This is a genomic window from Pedobacter sp. BG31 (genome assembly GCF_042464845.1).
GTDB classification, from domain to species: domain Bacteria; phylum Bacteroidota; class Bacteroidia; order Sphingobacteriales; family Sphingobacteriaceae; genus Pedobacter; species Pedobacter suwonensis.
The window spans coordinates 70,051-87,319 of record NZ_JBHNZK010000010.1; the positions used below are offsets into that span (position 1 = coordinate 70,051).

Here is a 17,269-nt window from a genome sequence, read left to right on the forward strand (position 1 = left end):
TAATCAAACCTTAAAACTAAATAATCTGGATTTAAGTATTTATTCTTCAGCATTAATGTTACTGTTTAACCTGCTGTTTTTATTACCAAAATGCCTCAGGTTATAACTTAATGTTGCCTGTATAAAGCGGCTGATGAACCTGGTCCTGTTCTCTGAAATGGAATTATTGGTAATACTGGTACTAAACAGCGCCCCCTGGTTAAACAAATCATTCGCCTGAACAGAAAATAACAGCCTATTGTCTTTCAGAAAAGAAGTATTCAATCCCAAATTTACCAATAATGGATTCCCGGCATATAAGCTATATCCAAAATTTAAACTTTTAGAGGCTGATGCATTTAGCCTGAAGTGTTTACCGGGAATCCAGCTTGCACTTACGCTTAGCGCCACAACCTGCACATTTTTAATGTTCTGGTTCATTACCGAATAAGTATTGGAACTGAAACTATAAGATGCACTTGTATTAAAATTATATTTTTTCTGGTTAAGGTTAAATTTAAGCGCATTGGAAACATTGATACCTTTGCTACGGTTCAGCACATTATCGGTATAAAAAACATTGTGGTTGTAGGCAACATTACCATCGATAGATAAGGACAGTCTGTTATCCAACAACCTTTTATTCACAGCGTAATTTACGCCAATATTGTAAATACCGTTTACATTTTCGTAGGTGGTCTGCTGTTTTAGGCTGTTTAGTGTATCCCTGAGAAAAACCGTATTGCTCACCACACTGTTAATGGCAAAAGTACCCGATAAATTAGCCATCATGCTCAAACCAGATTTAAGTCCAAATTTATTATAACTTAAATCAGCCGTGTGGCTTGAGGTTGCCTTAAGATCAGGATTACCAATAATCAGGTTCTGTACATCATTATTGTTTCTGATGGGTTGCAGTTTATTAAAATCGGGTGAACTGGTATAGCCGAGGTAGTCAAAACTTAAACTTTCATTGTCTTTGATCTGATAGCTTAAATTCGCCAAAGGCGAAAAATTCAATTGATAGTTTTTAAGTTTCTGCCCCGTGTCCCGGTACTGACCAATAATGATACTTGGCGAAAAATTAATCCCAAAATTATAACTAAGCTGGTTTTTGTTGGCATTATAGCCAATGCTGATATTCTGATTGATAAAACTCGAAACGTAATCCTGCCCAAGCGAATCGACTACAAAACTGTTTCCCAATGGATGATTAACCGTAGTTGTTTGCTGGTTACGGCTCCTGCTCACCATAAACCGATAAGATACATTGATGAAATTGTATCCGGCACTATCAGTCGCCTTTTTTAAGGAATTTGAAAACTGAATATTACCGCCAAAATTGGAACTTGAAGCATTATGTTCCACCAACCGGTTTAAAATTGAATCTTTAAGCAATATATTGGTCGTTTCATTATAATACCGGATTATATCGTTAATGCTGCTGACGGTTTTCCCTCCATTGGTACCAAAGTTAATGCCCATGGATAATGAGCGTTTATTATTGGATAGCCGTCGCGACCAGTTGATGCTTCCATTAAGATTGGGATTGTTGTTCCTTGATCCTGAATTAGAACTGAGGTCCTGCCTGATTATTCCGCTTTTATTTGAAGTGGAAGATGCTTCATTCCGGGTATCAGCCAATGCGCCAGCAAGTGAAACATTAAAGTAATTTTTTGCAGTAGAGCCGTTTAAACCAAGGTTAATGTCGTTTGTTAATGAATTGGAATGGTTGACGCTTTCTCTTAAATCATAAATGGTTCCTTGCGGATTAAATGTTTCCAGGTAATTACTCTGAACAGATCTGTTGGTTCCATTGCTGAAATCGTAACTGCCATGAATACTGAATTCTTTCGAAATTTTGTCTCTGATATTGCCATTTAAAGCACCATTGTTCAACGTAGAAAATTCATTATTGGTCATACCATACCGGCCACCAAAACCTATTTGCTTGTTGTTTTTCCACACATTTCCCTTAGCGCCCAAATTATGTGCATTACTCGTTGCAGAATTTAGATCCACGCCACCAAAAATACCTTTGCCGAGTCCTGGCTTGGTGACCAGATTTAACATTTTTTGTGGTGTACCTGTTTTAATACCGGTAAAATTGGCTTCATCACCATAATCTTCAATAACCTGCACCTTCGCAATGATATCTGCGGGCAATTGCCTGATGTAATCTTCTACGTTATTGGTAAAAAAATCTTCGCCGTTTACCCGAAGTTTGGTCATTTTTTTCCCCATAGCGGTAACGGCACCTTTTGTGTCAATCTCAATACCCTGCAGTTGTCTGAGCAGATCTTCTACTTTATCATTTTCTCTAACCGTATATGCTCCTGCATTATATTCAATGGTATCTTTCTTGATTTTGATGGGATCTACTTTTACTTTAACCTGCACATCCTCCAAACGAATTGTTTCCGTCTGGAGCATTATCGGGTCTAAAACAGCATTTTTTTTAAACGATTCAATTTGGTAGATAGAATTAAAAGGCTTATAGCCCAATGCAGTAACGGAAAGGTAAAACTTTGTTTTAGGTGTTTTTTCAAATGAAAAGCCCCCCTTCTCGTCAGAATTTGTACGGAGGGTGTCTTGATCAGTAATCAATCTAATGCTTACACCCTCAATAGGTTTCTTCAAAGAGTCGATTACATGGCCACTTATTTTAAACTGAGATTGTGCGAGAGCGTTAAAGGAAAATATGATCAGTATAAAAAATAATAAAAAGCATGAATTATTGCTTTTTTTCATCCCTGGGACCTCTTTTGTAAATGACAAGACCATTTAAAAAATTACGCAAGATCTGATCGCCGCAGGGTTTAAAATTCTCGTGATCTTCATTTCTGAAAATATCGCCCAGCTCCGCCTTGGTTACCTTAAATCCAACAAGGTCACAAATAGTGATAATATCTTCTGTTTTAAGTGATAAGGCTACCCTTAGTTTTTTTAATATATCGTTGTTGCTCATGCAGTTTGATTTATTGAATGATTGCTTACTGGAATGTTAATGTTAGAACGTTTTAAAATTGAAATGTTGCAAAGTTGGAAAAATTTTAATTGAGAAAAACTGAAATTCGACATAACGTCTGTCCAATGAGCCAATGACGACTCAACCAATGACCAATTACCAATGACCAACGACTAATGACTAATTAACCAATGACTAACCAACAAACAGACTATAAAATCAAAAACTTCAACTCGCTATTTCTAATTTAAGCTTCTTCCCTTTTATTTTTTCGCCATTTAGTTTTTTTAACAATTGAGTAACCTTGCTCCTTTTTACCGCAACATAACTAGTGGTATCTTTTACTTCAATCAACCCTAAATCATCTTTTCCTAGATCCCCCTTTTGTAGAAACAGGCCTACAATGTCAATTTTATTAATTTTATCTTTTTTTCCGTGTGCCAGGTATAAGGTTACCCAGTCACTTGCCTCAGGTAGTGCATAATGGTCGTCTAAAACCTCCTCTTCCACGTCGTCAGGCAGATACTTATAGTTTTCTTCAGTGGTTAAAATAGCGTATGCAGTTCCTTTGGCATACATACGGGCCGTGCGGCCATTGCGGTGAATATAGGCATCTTCGGTATAGGGCAGTTGATAATGTACAATATATTCTACTTCCGGGATATCCAGGCCACGAGCGGCAAGATCTGTCGTAATTAAAATCCGATGGCTGCCATTTCTGAATTTCAGCAATGCCTTTTCGCGATCCAACTGCTCCATTCCACCATGAAAAACATCATGTCCTAGTCCATTCCCGAACAGTAGATCACTAATCCGGTCTACCGTTTCCCTGTGGTTGCAGAAAACCAATGTGTTTTTATTGCCGATTTTACTGAGTAACCTAAACAGATAGTCTAATTTGTCGGCTGCAGGTACTATTACTTTTTTGAGCTTTAAATCGGGTTTTGCTTCGACATTTTTTGAATAGTCAACCTCAACGGGAGCATTTAACTTTACAAAAACCGGAATTTCTTCCATTTTGGTAGCGGAAGTGAGTATACGCTGTTTTAGTGAAAGCAGTGTGCCAATAATGTACGACATATCATTTTCAAAGCCAAATTCCAGCGATTTATCAAATTCATCTAAAACCAAGGTTTCAATAAAAGATTCGTCAAAGTTCTGATGTTCCAAATGGTAAGCAATCCTGCCTGGTGTTCCAATCAAAACAGCCGGTGGATGTGCAAGGTTATTTTTCTCTACCCTTACCGCATGACCGCCGTAACAGCAATTTACTTTAAACTTTGTACCCATTTGTTTAAAAACCTGCTCAATCTGTAGGGCAAGCTCTCTTGATGGGACTAAAACCAGAGCCTGTATGCCATTTACCCCGGTTTTTAAATTGAAAAGCAATGGTAATAAAAAAGCCAACGTTTTCCCGGAACCCGTTGGCGCTATTAATATTAGATCTTTTCCAGTCTTAGCGGCTTTTAACGAAGCTTCCTGCATCTCGTTAAGTGCAGAAATATTCAGTTTTTTTAAGGCATTTTTCATCATTGCGCCATAAAGGTAATCATTTCTCCTCAGGGCAAAAATTGCATGCCTGGTTAGGCTCTTAAAAATTTTCTTCGCAGCTTAAGGAGCGTAGAAAAATTAAGTCTCTTATCCAGCAACATTAACATTCTGCCGCGTTTAGACATTGAAGACAATACTTTTTCATTAACGGCATCAACTGAAGATAAAATTCTGTCAGTAAGTTCATCTACAAATTTATTCGCTCTGCTATTTTGTAATAACTGGAGCTCTTGAATTAATTCTGCTCTCATAATCAACAAATTTAAATGAATGTATAAATAATTAACGGACCGGATAATGATTTGTTTCGATAATTTAGATTTGGATTTGGATTATTATCACTAACTTGCTGATAACTAACTTTTTGTTAGCAAATAAACAACCATCACTTAACACTTATTTAATTTATAGCACTTATTTTTATAAAAACCTGATTACCATTCGTTAACCTCAAAAAAAACCAGTTATGACGTGGAAAAAATTTAGTGGTGAAATCATTCAGTCTTCAATTCTAGAAGAAATAGAAAATGCGATTATCAGAGAAAGCGAAAAAGGTTATAAACTTAAAGTTTGCATCGGTACCGATTCGCAGGTTAAGGGCGCAATAACCGATTTCGCAACCGTAATTGTACTTTTAAGAGAACATCATGGCGGATTTATGTACATCCACCAGGAAAAAAGTACGCAGCAGGTAAGTATCAAAGAAAGAATGCTGATGGAAGTACAAAAATCTATAGAAACGGCATATTCCATTTGCGATTTACTTGATATCTACGATGTGGCGCTTGAAGTACATGCTGACATCAATACCAACCCATCATTTAAATCAAACAAAGCATTAAATGATGCTATGGGCTATATTTTAAGCATGGGTTTTATTTTTAAGGCTAAGCCGGAGGCATTTGCCAGTTCTACCTGTGCTGATAAAATGGTGCACTGAGAGGGAATGCGTGTGATGGAAAAGGGATAATAGGTTATTCCGGAAGTCCGGGGCCAGTGTTCCGAAGTTTAAGAATTATCCGTTAAAGGGTTATGGGAACTTATCGCTGCGGGTGATTTAAATATATCATTATTTCTAAGGCAAGAAGAGTTCAAAACGCTCATCTTTGCGACTCACTTTGCTAAATTTGCGGTTGATCTCAACAAAATCGACACTTTGTTGTTGTGCTTTAAAATAAAAGAAATTGAAGACGTACAGACTAGAATTCACACAAAAACTGCCTATCAACCTGGATACAGCATGGGACTTTTTTTCTTCGCCAATGAATTTGGCTGAAATCACTCCACAGAACATGGCCTTTGACGTCACTTCGCCAAATATGGCCAGCACTAAAATGTATCCAGGGCTAATTATAACCTATAAAGTTTCTCCTTTGTTCGGCATTAAATTGAGTTGGGTAACCGAAATTACACATGTTAAGGACAAAGAATATTTTATAGACGAACAGCGTTTTGGTCCGTTTGCTTTTTGGCACCATCAGCATCATTTTGAAAAAATAGATGGCGGGGTATTGATGCGCGATGTTTTACATTACAGCATCGGCTGGGGACCAATCGGTGTGATTGCAAATGCCATGATCGTAAAAAACAGAATCAACGAAATTTTTAAGTTCCGTTATCAAAAGGTAGAGGACTTATTTGGCAGGTTTTAGCTTTAATTACCACTTTTTGGTTGAGATCGTTTCCGCTTTATTTTTGGTTTTTTCCATCCTATTGGTAGCTAAGTATTTTTTAAATTCATCACCGAATTTTTCGACTTTATTATAAGTACTGTTTAAAATGTCTTTCCAGGCACCGGCACCAAGTTTACCTGGTGTACGCTCTAACGGTACGCCGATTGTTGTCGCTGGCACAAAATTACCATACCGATCTCTTTGATAAGGAATAAACAGCATATCGGTTAACCAAAACCGGTATTTACCCTGGCGCACTTCAAAAACGAAGTTGTAACTGATCTCCCCGCTGGGGTGACCGGCAACCAGAATAGTTTTATCAATTACCATATTTCCCTTGGCTAAAACAGAAGAATCTGTGCTGCTTTCCAGTTTCATTGATTTTTTATATGCCAAATCAACAAAAGACCTGGCCCGCTGAAGCAATATATTTTTGTCAATTAGTTGCGAATCTACCACTTGGTAATAGATGAATTTACCGTTATCGTTTTTAGAAAACTGTTTTTGCTGTGCCGATAATTTAACTGTAAAAATGGTAAGAAGACCAAAGATGATATATTTCATGGAAATAAATAAAAGGATAAAACTAAATATTAAAGATAAAAAAAGCCATCCTGATTTGCACCAGGACGGCTCCATATTTTTCAAATTTATGATTTAGAAAGCGTAAACTGCTGCAAGTGAAAACTGACCACCATTTGGCGCAGCCGCTCCACTTTTGTTAAAGAAAGGTTTATCTTTATTATGGTCTAATCTAACTTCAGGAATAAAAGTTAAACCGCCAGATTTGATATTGGCTGTAAGTGTAACTGCAGTGAAGGCCGTTTCCGGAACTGCTCCTGCTGCTTTAAATTTAAAATATTCGCCCCTCAAACCTAAAGTTACAGCGTCTGATACCGCATACTGAGGGTAAAGTGCTGCACCAGCATAACTTCCCGGTACCGCATTATCCTTAATATCATAATTAGCTGCATTTAAAGCTAATTTAAACTTCTCTGTAATCTGGTAAGCAGTAGTTAAGTCGACAATGGTTCCGTAACCACCAAAGCCAGCACCAGACAAAGCATTTATATAAGCTGTCCAGCCTTCAACCGGGGCAACCATTAACTGCCCACCAATGGCCGAAACACCTCGTGTAGCAGAATATACATTCCAATCGTTAAATAAACCTGCCATTAAACTTGCCTTATCAGAGAATTTGTAAGTTGCTTTGATACCAGCATTCTGGAACGGACCATTTGTGAATAGATAGGAAGTAGAGTAGTTGAAATTTCCAACGGGTGAGATTACCTCATATCCGATGAATGTACCCATATAACCAGCGGTCATACTAAATTCATCAGTAAAATCGTAGTTAACGTACAAATTCTGAATATTAAAGGACGAACCGCCAGCCGCAGCATCAGGTATAGATTGCGATTGTCCTCTAGGGCCAAATGAAAGTTCACCTACAAATGAAGCTTTGCCTGTTTTTTTCTTCAGTGCAATATCGATCATTCCAAGGGAAACGGAATTGTGATCGGTTACAAAAGAGGTTTTGGAGTTTAGCGGATTTTTCGCAAAATCATACTTGAAATAGGTATCTACCGATCCTGAAATTTCAAGTGGAGATGATGTGGTCTCTTGAGCCAGGGCACACGTAGTGCTGGCCATTGCAAAAATAGCGGTTAAAAATTTCTTCATGTTTGAGCTTGATTTGAGTTTAGATATATTAAATCTTTAAGAAATTGGTTCTGTTATTGGACTGTTTCTTTCGATATAGATGGCGCGTTCTTCTACCAGTAAAGTGCCTTGAGAGTATTTCTCATCATGTTGAGAAGCATCTAAACCAAGTTCTTCTTCTTCTTCAGAAACCCTGATCGGATTAATAAGATTTACCAGCTTAAAGATTACAAAGGACACGATAAAACTGAAAGCGATTACAATTACAGCACCTTTTAACTGGGTGATAAAAAAAGCAGGGTTTCCGTAAAACAATCCATCAGCGCCGGCAGCGTTTACGGTTTTAGTTGCAAAAACACCAGTCAGCAGCATACCTACAATACCACCAACACCATGGCAAGGAAAAACATCTAATGTATCATCCAGGCTGGTTTTTTGTTTCCATGAAACTACAAGATTGGAGATAACAGCGGCAATAACACCGATAAATACACTGGATGGAATACTTACAAAACCTGCACCTGGAGTAATGGCTACCAAGCCAACAACTGCTCCAATACAAAAACCCAACACAGATGGTTTTTTGCCTCTTGCAACATCAAAAAACATCCACGATAAACCTGCAGCGCCTGCAGCGGTATTAGTGGTTAAAAATGCAGAAACAGCTAAACTGCCTGCGCTTAATGCAGAACCGGCATTAAAACCGAACCAACCAAACCATAATAAACCAGTACCGATTAATACGTAAGGAATATTAGCTGGCGGAACTTCTTTATGTTCTAAATGCGATTTTCTACGCTTAAGCACCAATGCGCCTGCTAAAGCAGCCATACCGGCAGATATGTGCACTACCGTACCACCTGCAAAATCCAATACCCCCATCTTTAACAAGAAACCTTGAGGATGCCATGTCCAGTGTGCTAATGGCGAATAAACAAATATGGCAAATAAAACAATAAACAAAATATAAGAAGTAAAGCGTATACGCTCCGCAACTGCTCCAACAACCAAACCTGGTGTAATGATGGCGAACATTAACTGAAACACAGCAAATAAAGAAAGCGGAATAGTTAAGTCTGCTCCCCCCTGAAGATGTGGTGCTCCAGAATTTACACCTTTAAAGAACAAAAACGTGGATGGATTTCCGATAAAACCGCCAATAGTATCTCCGAAGGCTAAACTAAAACCTACTACCGTCCATAAAACGGTAATAACGCCTGCTGCCACTACACTTTTAATCATGGTAGACAATACATTTTTACGATGAACCATTCCGCCATAAAAAAATGCAAGGCCCGGAGTCATTAAAAACACAAGCGCTGCTGCGATTAATATAAATGCAATGTCTGGTCCACTATACTTGCCTTCATCAAAATTTGGAAGAAGCGGGATAAATAGAGCGAAAATTGCGACAATCATCAATATCGCAAAAGGCGCATACTGTTTAAAGGATAATTTACTCATAGTTTTTAGGTTAATTTGTTTGCGATGTTTTAAATATTTTAAATATGCTTGATTTATTTTTATAAAAATACAACATATTGCATTTTTTAAACCATTTAGTTTAATTTTTTTAATAAAAAATAGAAATTTTTATAAAACAACACAAAAAGAAAGGTTTAAAATAAAAATAACGAAAAATACATCTATTTTTAACACACGTTTTTAATAAAAATAAAATCGAATATTAACCTAATCCGACATTATTTTAGCTAAAATACACTAAAAACAAATTGAAAAATCGCACTAAAACAGAAAAACCCATGAAAATTCATGGGTTTTAGCAAAAAAACATCTAAAGAATCTTAATTTCACAAACGATAAGCGGAACCCTGAACAACTCCTCGTTTTTCGATTTCTTTATCCATATAAGTTTGAATTGCTGATTTATTGAGCCCCCAATTAGGTGCAATTAATAAATCCCAATCTGAAATGCCAAAAAGGCGCTGAATCACAATATCTGGGCGCAATAAGGGGATTAACTCACAAAGTAAATCAGTATACTCTTCTAGCGAAAACAATTTGAAGGGTTCTTTCTTATACTTAGCGCCCATTATAGAACCTTCTACAACATGAAGATGGTGGAACTTTACAAACTTAATCTGGGGAAAACGGTTAATTTCGTGAATATAACCATACATCTGTTCTCTCGTCTCCCATGGGAAACCGAAAATGGTATGTACGCACAGATCGAGTTTACTGTCTTTTAAAAGTTCTACCGCAGCCAAGAATTCACCATGACTGCAGCCCCTGTTGATCTGATCCAGGGTTTCGTCATAGATCGATTCCATACCCATTTCTAAGTCTACATCGAAACGATCGGTATAACTTTCCAACAGTGCCACTTTTTCGGCATCGATACAATCAGGACGGGTACCTACTGCAAACCCCACAATATCTTTGGTATTAACGGATAAGGCTTCATCATACATCATCTTTAGATAATGTACCGGCGCGTAGGTGTTGGTATTCGGCTGAAAATAAACAATATACTTATCAGCTTTATAAGAAGTTTTAGCCCTTAACATCCCTTCGGCCAGCTGATCTTTAATATTTGGGTTTTGACGTGAAGGCTCTGGTGTAAATGAATCTACATTACAATAGGTGCAGCCTCCGAAACCTTTGCTTCCGTCCCGATTCGGACAGGTAAAACCACCATCTACAATTACTTTAAATACACGCTGTCCTTTATACTTTTCGCGCAGGTATGTTCCGTAATTTTTATACCCCTTTATCCCTGAATCTACTAGTGTTCCCATTGTTACAAAAATACGCTTTTTGTTTGAGACGTGGAGTGAGTTTTGAGATTTGAGACATGAGATGTGAGATTTGAGAACAATTAGGAACTCAACAGCTTTGCAGGCGGTTGTGTTGTGATCGTCTAACAGATCATATTTATTTTCAACTCGTATTTAGACCGGCGTGTAAATGCAACTTATCATAAATTAGGATCTTTTAGGTCATCTTTATTTACCCATGCAATTATCTTAGTTCCGTACATAACAGATGCTAATGGAGAATATAATTGATCATTAACATCATATACACTTACGATAAAATACTTTTTAAGAAGGGAATCTCTAAATCACACAGAAATAATATTACCACTCATACCTTTAAAACCAATAGCACTAGCTCCTCGTCTATAGTGAGCAAATCCTATATAATCTTTTGACAGATAATATGGATCGTCTTTAGGTATTGATAACTTGATTGTAGCTATTGCATCAAAAAAATCCTTGAAGTACCTTTCCCCATCATTGTTACGTACCGTGATTTTATTGTATAAAAGAACGAGTAAAGGAAATAAGATAAAAACACCAATTATCCAGCCTATAAATTGTTTGTTCATGTATAAGATATATCTTAACTAAAACATTTCAAGAAAAATCATTCAGATAAATCATCACGAACAAATACTTAGTTACTTCACATTAAATTGATTTTGAAAAAGTTAATATGGGCAAACTGCACAAGCACCTTCATCATAATTTTTACGCCCCTTGTAAAACCTGAGGTATTCTGTTACATTGTATTTGTATTTCTGCTTATTGACAGGATCTGATAAATGATGATATTCCGTTAACCAAAGTATAGGAACAGGATTACTCGCCTTACCATATTTACGATCTTCTAATTCCTCTTTATTAACCATACCTCTTACTTCTTTACTATCAGAATCAATCAGATTTAGTATACTTTTATTATAACTCTCCATCACAAAATATTTTTTGAAAGCCGAAGAATAGAAAACCGCATACTCTTTATATCTATTTTTGCGAAAATTCAGATAATAACGTACAGAATGGTTAAATGAGGTTTCATCTCCATTAACCAATAATCCTGCCCAATCGGTACTTTTTGAGGTTATTACTTTACTAACAGGAATAACTATTTCGGATGAGTTCTTAATATATTTATGCACAGCATCATCTGAGGGACTATCCGGAGCGAATATTATTATAAGAGAAATAGCCAAGAAGGGGGCTAAAAACAAACCATAACCAAATGCATGTGGACTTTCTTTTTTCATTTCGTTTATTTCGATGATATTATATCTGTACCTGAACCACTTTTCATAGATTTGTTTTTAGCTGTGGTAGATGAAGCTGATTCCAACTTCTCATTTAAAGGATCAACAATTAACGCATCTGAAGCATATGTTGCTAAGCCAATACCTAATCCCTTCACAAAATTAGGATTAAATCTATACCAATAAACAGCACGATTTATAGCATTAGATGGTCTGATTCCTTTAAAAAATGCTATCAAAGGCATTTCTTTTAAACTTGGTTTAAATGCCCACCAAGCGTTGAACCTACTCCCTAAATTGGAAAGCGTCGCACCATCCGCAAATTCATCAACATATGGCTGAACTGTTATAGCCATTCCTGTACCAGCTCCTGCACCACCATGGGTATTAGTAACCTCACCTACATAATATCCTATACCGCTAAATGCCAATGTGCTTGTAAGGGCACCAAAATTAAGAGTAGATGCACCAGCTGCGTTAGCCCCTAGCCCACCTGTTTTTGCAGAGAAAGCGCCAGCAACAAAGCCATAAACAGCTTGCGATAAAGTTTTTAAACCTATACTTTTTACACTATTAGATGCTATTTCACTAGCAGCATCGGCTGCCATTGCAGGATCTGGGATAGCCCTAATAAGTCCACCTTGGTTGCAATTTAATATAGAACCCTGGTGGATTGCAAACTTTCCTTTAAAAGTAACCTCTCCATGATACATCTCCCATTCTTTACCTTTTAACGAAGAATTACACATATTATTAGCCTTAGCAAAAGCTGCAATTAATGCTATGGCTATAATTGCTATTGCTAAGGCAGCCCAACCTACTGGCCCCATTAATGCCGCCATAGCAGCAGCACCTCCTAATGCAGCAAAACCTGCTCCAAAGCCGATTAAAAATCCTGCGAAGCCCAACATTGTTGAAAAAGGTTTCTTACATACAAAATCATTTTTCACTTTAACATCAATATGTCTCAACAGTCTTTTACCTGGCTTTGCATGAATTACGTCTAAATTGTCATCGATTGTAACTACCGTATTAGGTGAACTTGATGTCATAAAACTACATACTACACAGGTACCCTCATCTAAATAGCCCTTACTCATAATTTTACTTGTTTTAAATTATAAATGATAGTGCTTTCTACATTATTTTTTACTGCTTCTTCTATGGTAACATAGGCCTGAGTGATAAAATTACTTGCTTTATCAACCTCTATTTTCGAAGAAATGCTGTAGTTATAATCTGTGTACGCATAATGTAGTACTGGTTGATACTGTGTTCGATAAATATCAATTATTGTATTGTAATCTACATATAGTAACTTACTATTCTTTTCAAAAACATATGAATCATCTTTCTCCTGAAAATTTTGATATTCGAATTCCATAGTAAGCGGAAGATTAAACATACTCGAATAAAATTGAGTAGTCTCATTACTCTTTCCGATTAAATCACTTTTAGATAAATATTTATCAAAAACAGTGAAATGGAATAAGTTTTTCGATAATTCTTCCAGCATCGGATAATTATCTGAAAAAACTACATCACAATAGTTATTGACTTCTTTTAAGATTTGTTTTTGCTCTTCCTTTTCAAAATTTCTTAAAAGTTTATTATCCTTTAACTGCATGGTTCTTAAAGTCATCCAATTGCCTATCATTTCAGACTTATTTAACAATTCCTTCATTTTTCCATTCTCACTAAGTCTAAATTTCTGTTCATGTCTAACCGAATCTATTAATAAACCTAATTGAATAAGATCCTTCATCAATTCTGGCTCATATGATCCATATGCATCTGTTATGGTAATACTAGCATTAAATCCTCCATCTATTTTCTCTATACCCAAAAGATACTCATGCTTAAGAACACCATGACTGGCTAAATTGCCACTGTGTTTAGTGATAATTTGTTGTTCAGAACGGTATCTTGTCAGCGTGTTATCATTTATAGTTTTTCTGTTTAACTCATCTTGTATTGTAGAATGATCTGTTGAGTTATCATCAAAAAATTTAAATCTGCTCATATTAATTAATTTTTACTGGTTTACCTTTAATAGTTTGTGCGCCAGTTGAAGTTTGTGAAATAGTGGTTTGAGAATTTACAGTAATACCGTTACTTGCTTTTGAATCTATATTTTTTGTGTCGATGGTTACAGCTGTGGTGGCATTTTTACCAATATTTACTGCATCGCCGGGCTTATCGCCCGCATTTGCGTTAATTACCTGCGTACCCTGAATATTGATTACTTTTCCAATAATATCAATAGTACCATTACTATTTAGCGTAATACTACTTCCATCCTTGCCGCCCGTACTTAATGTTATTTTGGTAGCGGCCTGCTCTGTGATAAATCCCGGCCCGTTTTCTATTTTAACAAAATTTGCCGCATTGGTACCCAGGTTTAAAGCATGGTTAAGATCATCAAAACTTAAACTGCTCCCCTTTCTTGAAGTCAGCCCTTTGGTATTGCTGTTTTTAAAGCCGCTGCTATCGCCACTTTTACCGTGGTATACACTGCCCATCACCACCGGCCTGGCTATATTTCCTTCTTCAAAAGCGATCACTACCTGGTCGCCTTTTTCAGGAATAACGTGGAACCCTCTGTTTTTTCCGGTATCGCCGCTACCTGCATTAGGGCTCACTACCCTTAACCACTCGGTCGGGTCGTTTGTTTGGCATTCCCATTTAAATTTAACCTTCACTCTGCCCTGACCTTGCGGATCGTCATTATCAATCACATCGGCCAGCTGCATATCGGATTGTGGTTTTTGGTAATTCTTAACCATGATACGCTCGGTGGTAGCCACCAAACCTTCGAAAGTATTACTATACTTACCAGTTCCATCTATCTGGTGGTTAATGTTGGTAATCAAAAATTTTCCCAGACTTTCAGTAGCAAAAGCAAGTTCTTTCCGGATGCTCATGGTAATTTCGGCAATACTACCAATACTAAGATGAGCATTATCGCCGCTGGCATTAATTTTTAACAGTTCACTGATTTGCGCTTTTTCTTCGTTTTCTACATGGCTTTTGATATCGTTGCTGTTATCAACCCTGATTAAAGATGGCTGATTAAACGTTTTGCTATACATCGTATTTGATGCCTTGATGGCATGTGCCAGATCTGGATTTCCGTCTGCTTTACCTGTACTTTCACTGTGCAACATTTCATCCTGTTTAGGATTATAAGCAAAGCGTTTGTGCTTGATGGGCGAAACCTCCATGGCGTACTGCAGGTTAAACACATCGCGTCCGTAAAAAAGCGATATTTCTTTTTGCTTATCGGGTTTACCGAAGTTAAGCTGCTTCCCATCATAGTAAAACCACTCATGATATTCGCCTGATAAACGGTTCAGAAACTCGAAATCGCTTTCGCGGTATTGTATAAGATAATCGATCGCTGCTTTTCTGGATGCATTACTTACTATTGAAAGGTCATTAGCTGGTGTATCATTCGTAGCCAGCTTAACAATGGTATCTAAGTCCTTATCTAAATATGAGCCTAAATCGGGTCCGCGATCTATTAATATGGTGGGACTATAGCCACTTACAATAAGCACGCCGTGGTAACCATGACTTTGCGAGAGTTCTACTTTGGTAACCAGTCCGGCAAAATGCTGGAGGTTTTCTGGGGAATAGCCAAAGGAAGCCGTCAAGGTTTTGCCCACAAAATCGCGACTATCATCTAAACTAATCAAACCAGGTGCACCTAATTGATCGTGGTTAAAATGAAGTTCAAAATAGTGGTGCTGGTTAAAAGCCTGTAGCAGATTAAAAGAAGCGAAATGAGCAATTGCTGCATCTTCTATACTAATTTCTACGATAAGTTTATTTTCCATGATGTATTTTATTACTATTCTGTAGCATTTTCGGCTACATTACTCTGTAAACTGCAATTTTATAAAGTCCGGGGTAGAAATGCACCTCGAATTTTGTACCGAAGGCATTTCTCTTAAAAGATGCATCTATAACCTTTTTCGTATAGGGGTGCACTTCAATCGTATTGCCTTTTTTTAAATAACCATTGCCGATCATGGTATCAATATCCTTAGGCCGAACATGGATGCAACCATGTGATTCTGACAATAGAAAGGGCAAACCCGCAGCGGTTGCCGCTTCATCAGGCGGCGTAGTGTGGATAAAATCGCCCATAATATGTTCCTTACCATTCATTTTACGGTCATTGTTCAGGTCTTTAAAATATTTGACCGAAACATGCCCAAAATCATTGAAAAACCATTTTGTTGGAATAGGTGATTTGGGGTAAAGATCACGCTGGTATTTGAGAATAAAATTTTTTACGCCTTTCTGATCGTTTTTATATTTACCCCATGCTGCGTTTACATCAGTTAACTTTTTCCAGGTACCCATATGTTTCACCATCACAACATCTCCATTTATTTTAACTTCGGTACCCCACGCTATTCCTGACCATTCGGCATATTTTCCATAACTCACATGTTTTTCTATACTTTTAATCACAAACCTACCCGTAGTTGTAGAGGTTTGTGCATGGCCATCATCTCCCATTTTAACATTTGATGGTCCGCCATGCGCATCATATTCCTTAATTTTTACGAGCGTATTCATTGCTATTATTTATATTTTAAAACCTCAACCATGGTGACATGGGCAAGCGCTAACTTTTTATTACTATTAAACGTTAATTTTAGGGCTGTATTGGCATCAACAGTAATTTCAACAGGTAGCGGCGTTTCGGTATTGCCGATCAACGGTTTTTCTTTTTTGATATCCCCAAAGTACCTGGTAAAATCTCCTATGGTTAAGGAATCTGTAATCGACTGAGCTACCAATAATCTAATCGCTGCTTTAATGTTAGCCACATCACTATTTTTATAGGGATGGACGATGATGCTATCATGCCCAATCGCTTCACCTTTGTAAATGCTGATGGGTAATTTATCGGCAAATGCTTTGTTAGTTGGAACGATTCCCAGACTGTCAAATTTGCTTAAAGGCAATTTGGTTAAAGCATCTGTGTAAGAAAGAAAATTATCGGTAGAGCTGGTTTTCTTTGCCAACTTATTGCCTTTTTGTTGATCTGGCTTTTGATCACCTCCACTACAGCCTGAAAAACACCAAACTATTGCAGCAGTTAAAACAAGAAATGCATAAAGGCGAACAGGTAAGCGCATCATTTTCATTTAACTAATTTATGTTGAAGAAATAATGTAAATATTGAAGACAGGAATACAAAATTTTCGTAATCCTTGAGCCTGATTGATTAAAGTTATATATTCCTTTTCCTGGGGCAGTTAGAAGCGCAGCACGAGGGGAAATCTATATTAAGTTGTAATATGTAGGCATACTGAAGTACCTGGTACCTTTTGCCTGAAAAATTTAAGCCAGCTTTGAAAGCCATAGTTTTAAAATTTAAAGGTT

The 17,269-nt window shown here is 37.1% G+C and carries 17 protein-coding genes; 2 read left to right on the top strand and 15 right to left on the bottom strand.

The window, feature by feature from the left end; genetic code table 11:
- Positions 1-39 precede the first annotated feature (39 nt).
- The 4 genes from ACFE6N_RS13500 to ACFE6N_RS13515 all read right to left on the bottom strand — a co-directional run bounded on the left by ACFE6N_RS13500 (position 40) and on the right by ACFE6N_RS13515 (position 4,749).
- On the bottom strand, positions 40-2,763 hold the full coding sequence (locus ACFE6N_RS13500) for a TonB-dependent receptor (RefSeq protein ID WP_378937259.1): 2,724 nt from the start codon (positions 2,761-2,763) through the stop codon (positions 40-42).
- A complete protein-coding gene (locus ACFE6N_RS13505) occupies positions 2,714-2,947 on the bottom strand; it encodes a DUF1456 family protein (RefSeq protein WP_029274124.1) in 234 nt (77 codons plus the stop codon). Before ACFE6N_RS13505 ends, ACFE6N_RS13500 begins: the two co-directional genes overlap by 50 nt.
- A gap of 228 nt (positions 2,948-3,175) precedes the next feature.
- Complete coding sequence (locus tag ACFE6N_RS13510) at positions 3,176-4,480, bottom strand: DEAD/DEAH box helicase (protein WP_378937262.1); 1,305 nt, start codon at positions 4,478-4,480, stop codon at positions 3,176-3,178.
- 50 nt (positions 4,481-4,530) lie between these two features.
- The gene (locus ACFE6N_RS13515; protein WP_378937264.1) at positions 4,531-4,749 is read right to left on the bottom strand and encodes a hypothetical protein; all 219 of its coding nucleotides are present in this window, start codon (positions 4,747-4,749) and stop codon (positions 4,531-4,533) included.
- Between the two features lie 215 nt (positions 4,750-4,964).
- Here ACFE6N_RS13515 and ACFE6N_RS13520 point away from each other — a divergent pair, with 215 nt between their 5' ends.
- The gene (locus ACFE6N_RS13520; protein ID WP_090986015.1) at positions 4,965-5,438 is read left to right on the top strand and encodes a ribonuclease H-like YkuK family protein; all 474 of its coding nucleotides are present in this window, start codon (positions 4,965-4,967) and stop codon (positions 5,436-5,438) included.
- 244 nt (positions 5,439-5,682) lie between these two features.
- Entirely contained in the window at positions 5,683-6,150 is a 468-nt protein-coding gene (locus ACFE6N_RS13525) for an SRPBCC family protein (protein WP_244950748.1), read from the top strand.
- Between the two features lie 6 nt (positions 6,151-6,156).
- Here the strand turns inward: ACFE6N_RS13525 and ACFE6N_RS13530 are convergent, their stop codons facing one another.
- From ACFE6N_RS13530 to ACFE6N_RS13580, 11 genes are all read right to left on the bottom strand, one after another.
- A complete protein-coding gene (locus ACFE6N_RS13530) occupies positions 6,157-6,735 on the bottom strand; it encodes a hypothetical protein (protein ID WP_378937266.1) in 579 nt (192 codons plus the stop codon).
- 93 nt (positions 6,736-6,828) lie between these two features.
- Entirely contained in the window at positions 6,829-7,854 is a 1,026-nt protein-coding gene (locus ACFE6N_RS13535) for a porin (protein ID WP_090986019.1), read from the bottom strand.
- A 36-nt stretch (positions 7,855-7,890) separates the two neighbouring features.
- Entirely contained in the window at positions 7,891-9,297 is a 1,407-nt protein-coding gene (locus ACFE6N_RS13540; protein WP_090986021.1) for an ammonium transporter, read from the bottom strand.
- Between the two features lie 347 nt (positions 9,298-9,644).
- Entirely contained in the window at positions 9,645-10,592 is a 948-nt protein-coding gene (locus ACFE6N_RS13545) for a TIGR01212 family radical SAM protein (protein ID WP_378937269.1), read from the bottom strand.
- A 326-nt stretch (positions 10,593-10,918) separates the two neighbouring features.
- A complete protein-coding gene (locus ACFE6N_RS13550; RefSeq protein WP_378937271.1) occupies positions 10,919-11,185 on the bottom strand; it encodes a hypothetical protein in 267 nt (88 codons plus the stop codon).
- A 102-nt stretch (positions 11,186-11,287) separates the two neighbouring features.
- On the bottom strand, positions 11,288-11,866 hold the full coding sequence (locus ACFE6N_RS13555; protein WP_378937273.1) for a hypothetical protein: 579 nt from the start codon (positions 11,864-11,866) through the stop codon (positions 11,288-11,290).
- Positions 11,867-11,871: 5 nt separating this feature from the next.
- Positions 11,872-12,966 carry a hypothetical protein gene (locus ACFE6N_RS13560; RefSeq protein WP_378937275.1) on the bottom strand — a complete coding sequence of 365 codons (1,095 nt, stop codon included), beginning with the start codon at positions 12,964-12,966 and terminating at the stop codon, positions 11,872-11,874.
- Entirely contained in the window at positions 12,963-13,889 is a 927-nt protein-coding gene (locus ACFE6N_RS13565) for a hypothetical protein (RefSeq protein ID WP_378937277.1), read from the bottom strand. The genes ACFE6N_RS13560 and ACFE6N_RS13565 overlap by 4 nt, the downstream gene beginning before the upstream one ends.
- A 1-nt stretch (position 13,890) precedes the next feature.
- Entirely contained in the window at positions 13,891-15,705 is a 1,815-nt protein-coding gene (locus ACFE6N_RS13570; protein ID WP_378937279.1) for a type VI secretion system Vgr family protein, read from the bottom strand.
- 34 nt (positions 15,706-15,739) lie between these two features.
- Entirely contained in the window at positions 15,740-16,456 is a 717-nt protein-coding gene (locus ACFE6N_RS13575) for a hypothetical protein (RefSeq protein WP_378937281.1), read from the bottom strand.
- A gap of 5 nt (positions 16,457-16,461) precedes the next feature.
- On the bottom strand, positions 16,462-17,031 hold the full coding sequence (locus tag ACFE6N_RS13580) for a hypothetical protein (protein WP_378937283.1): 570 nt from the start codon (positions 17,029-17,031) through the stop codon (positions 16,462-16,464).
- Positions 17,032-17,269: the final 238 nt, after the last annotated feature.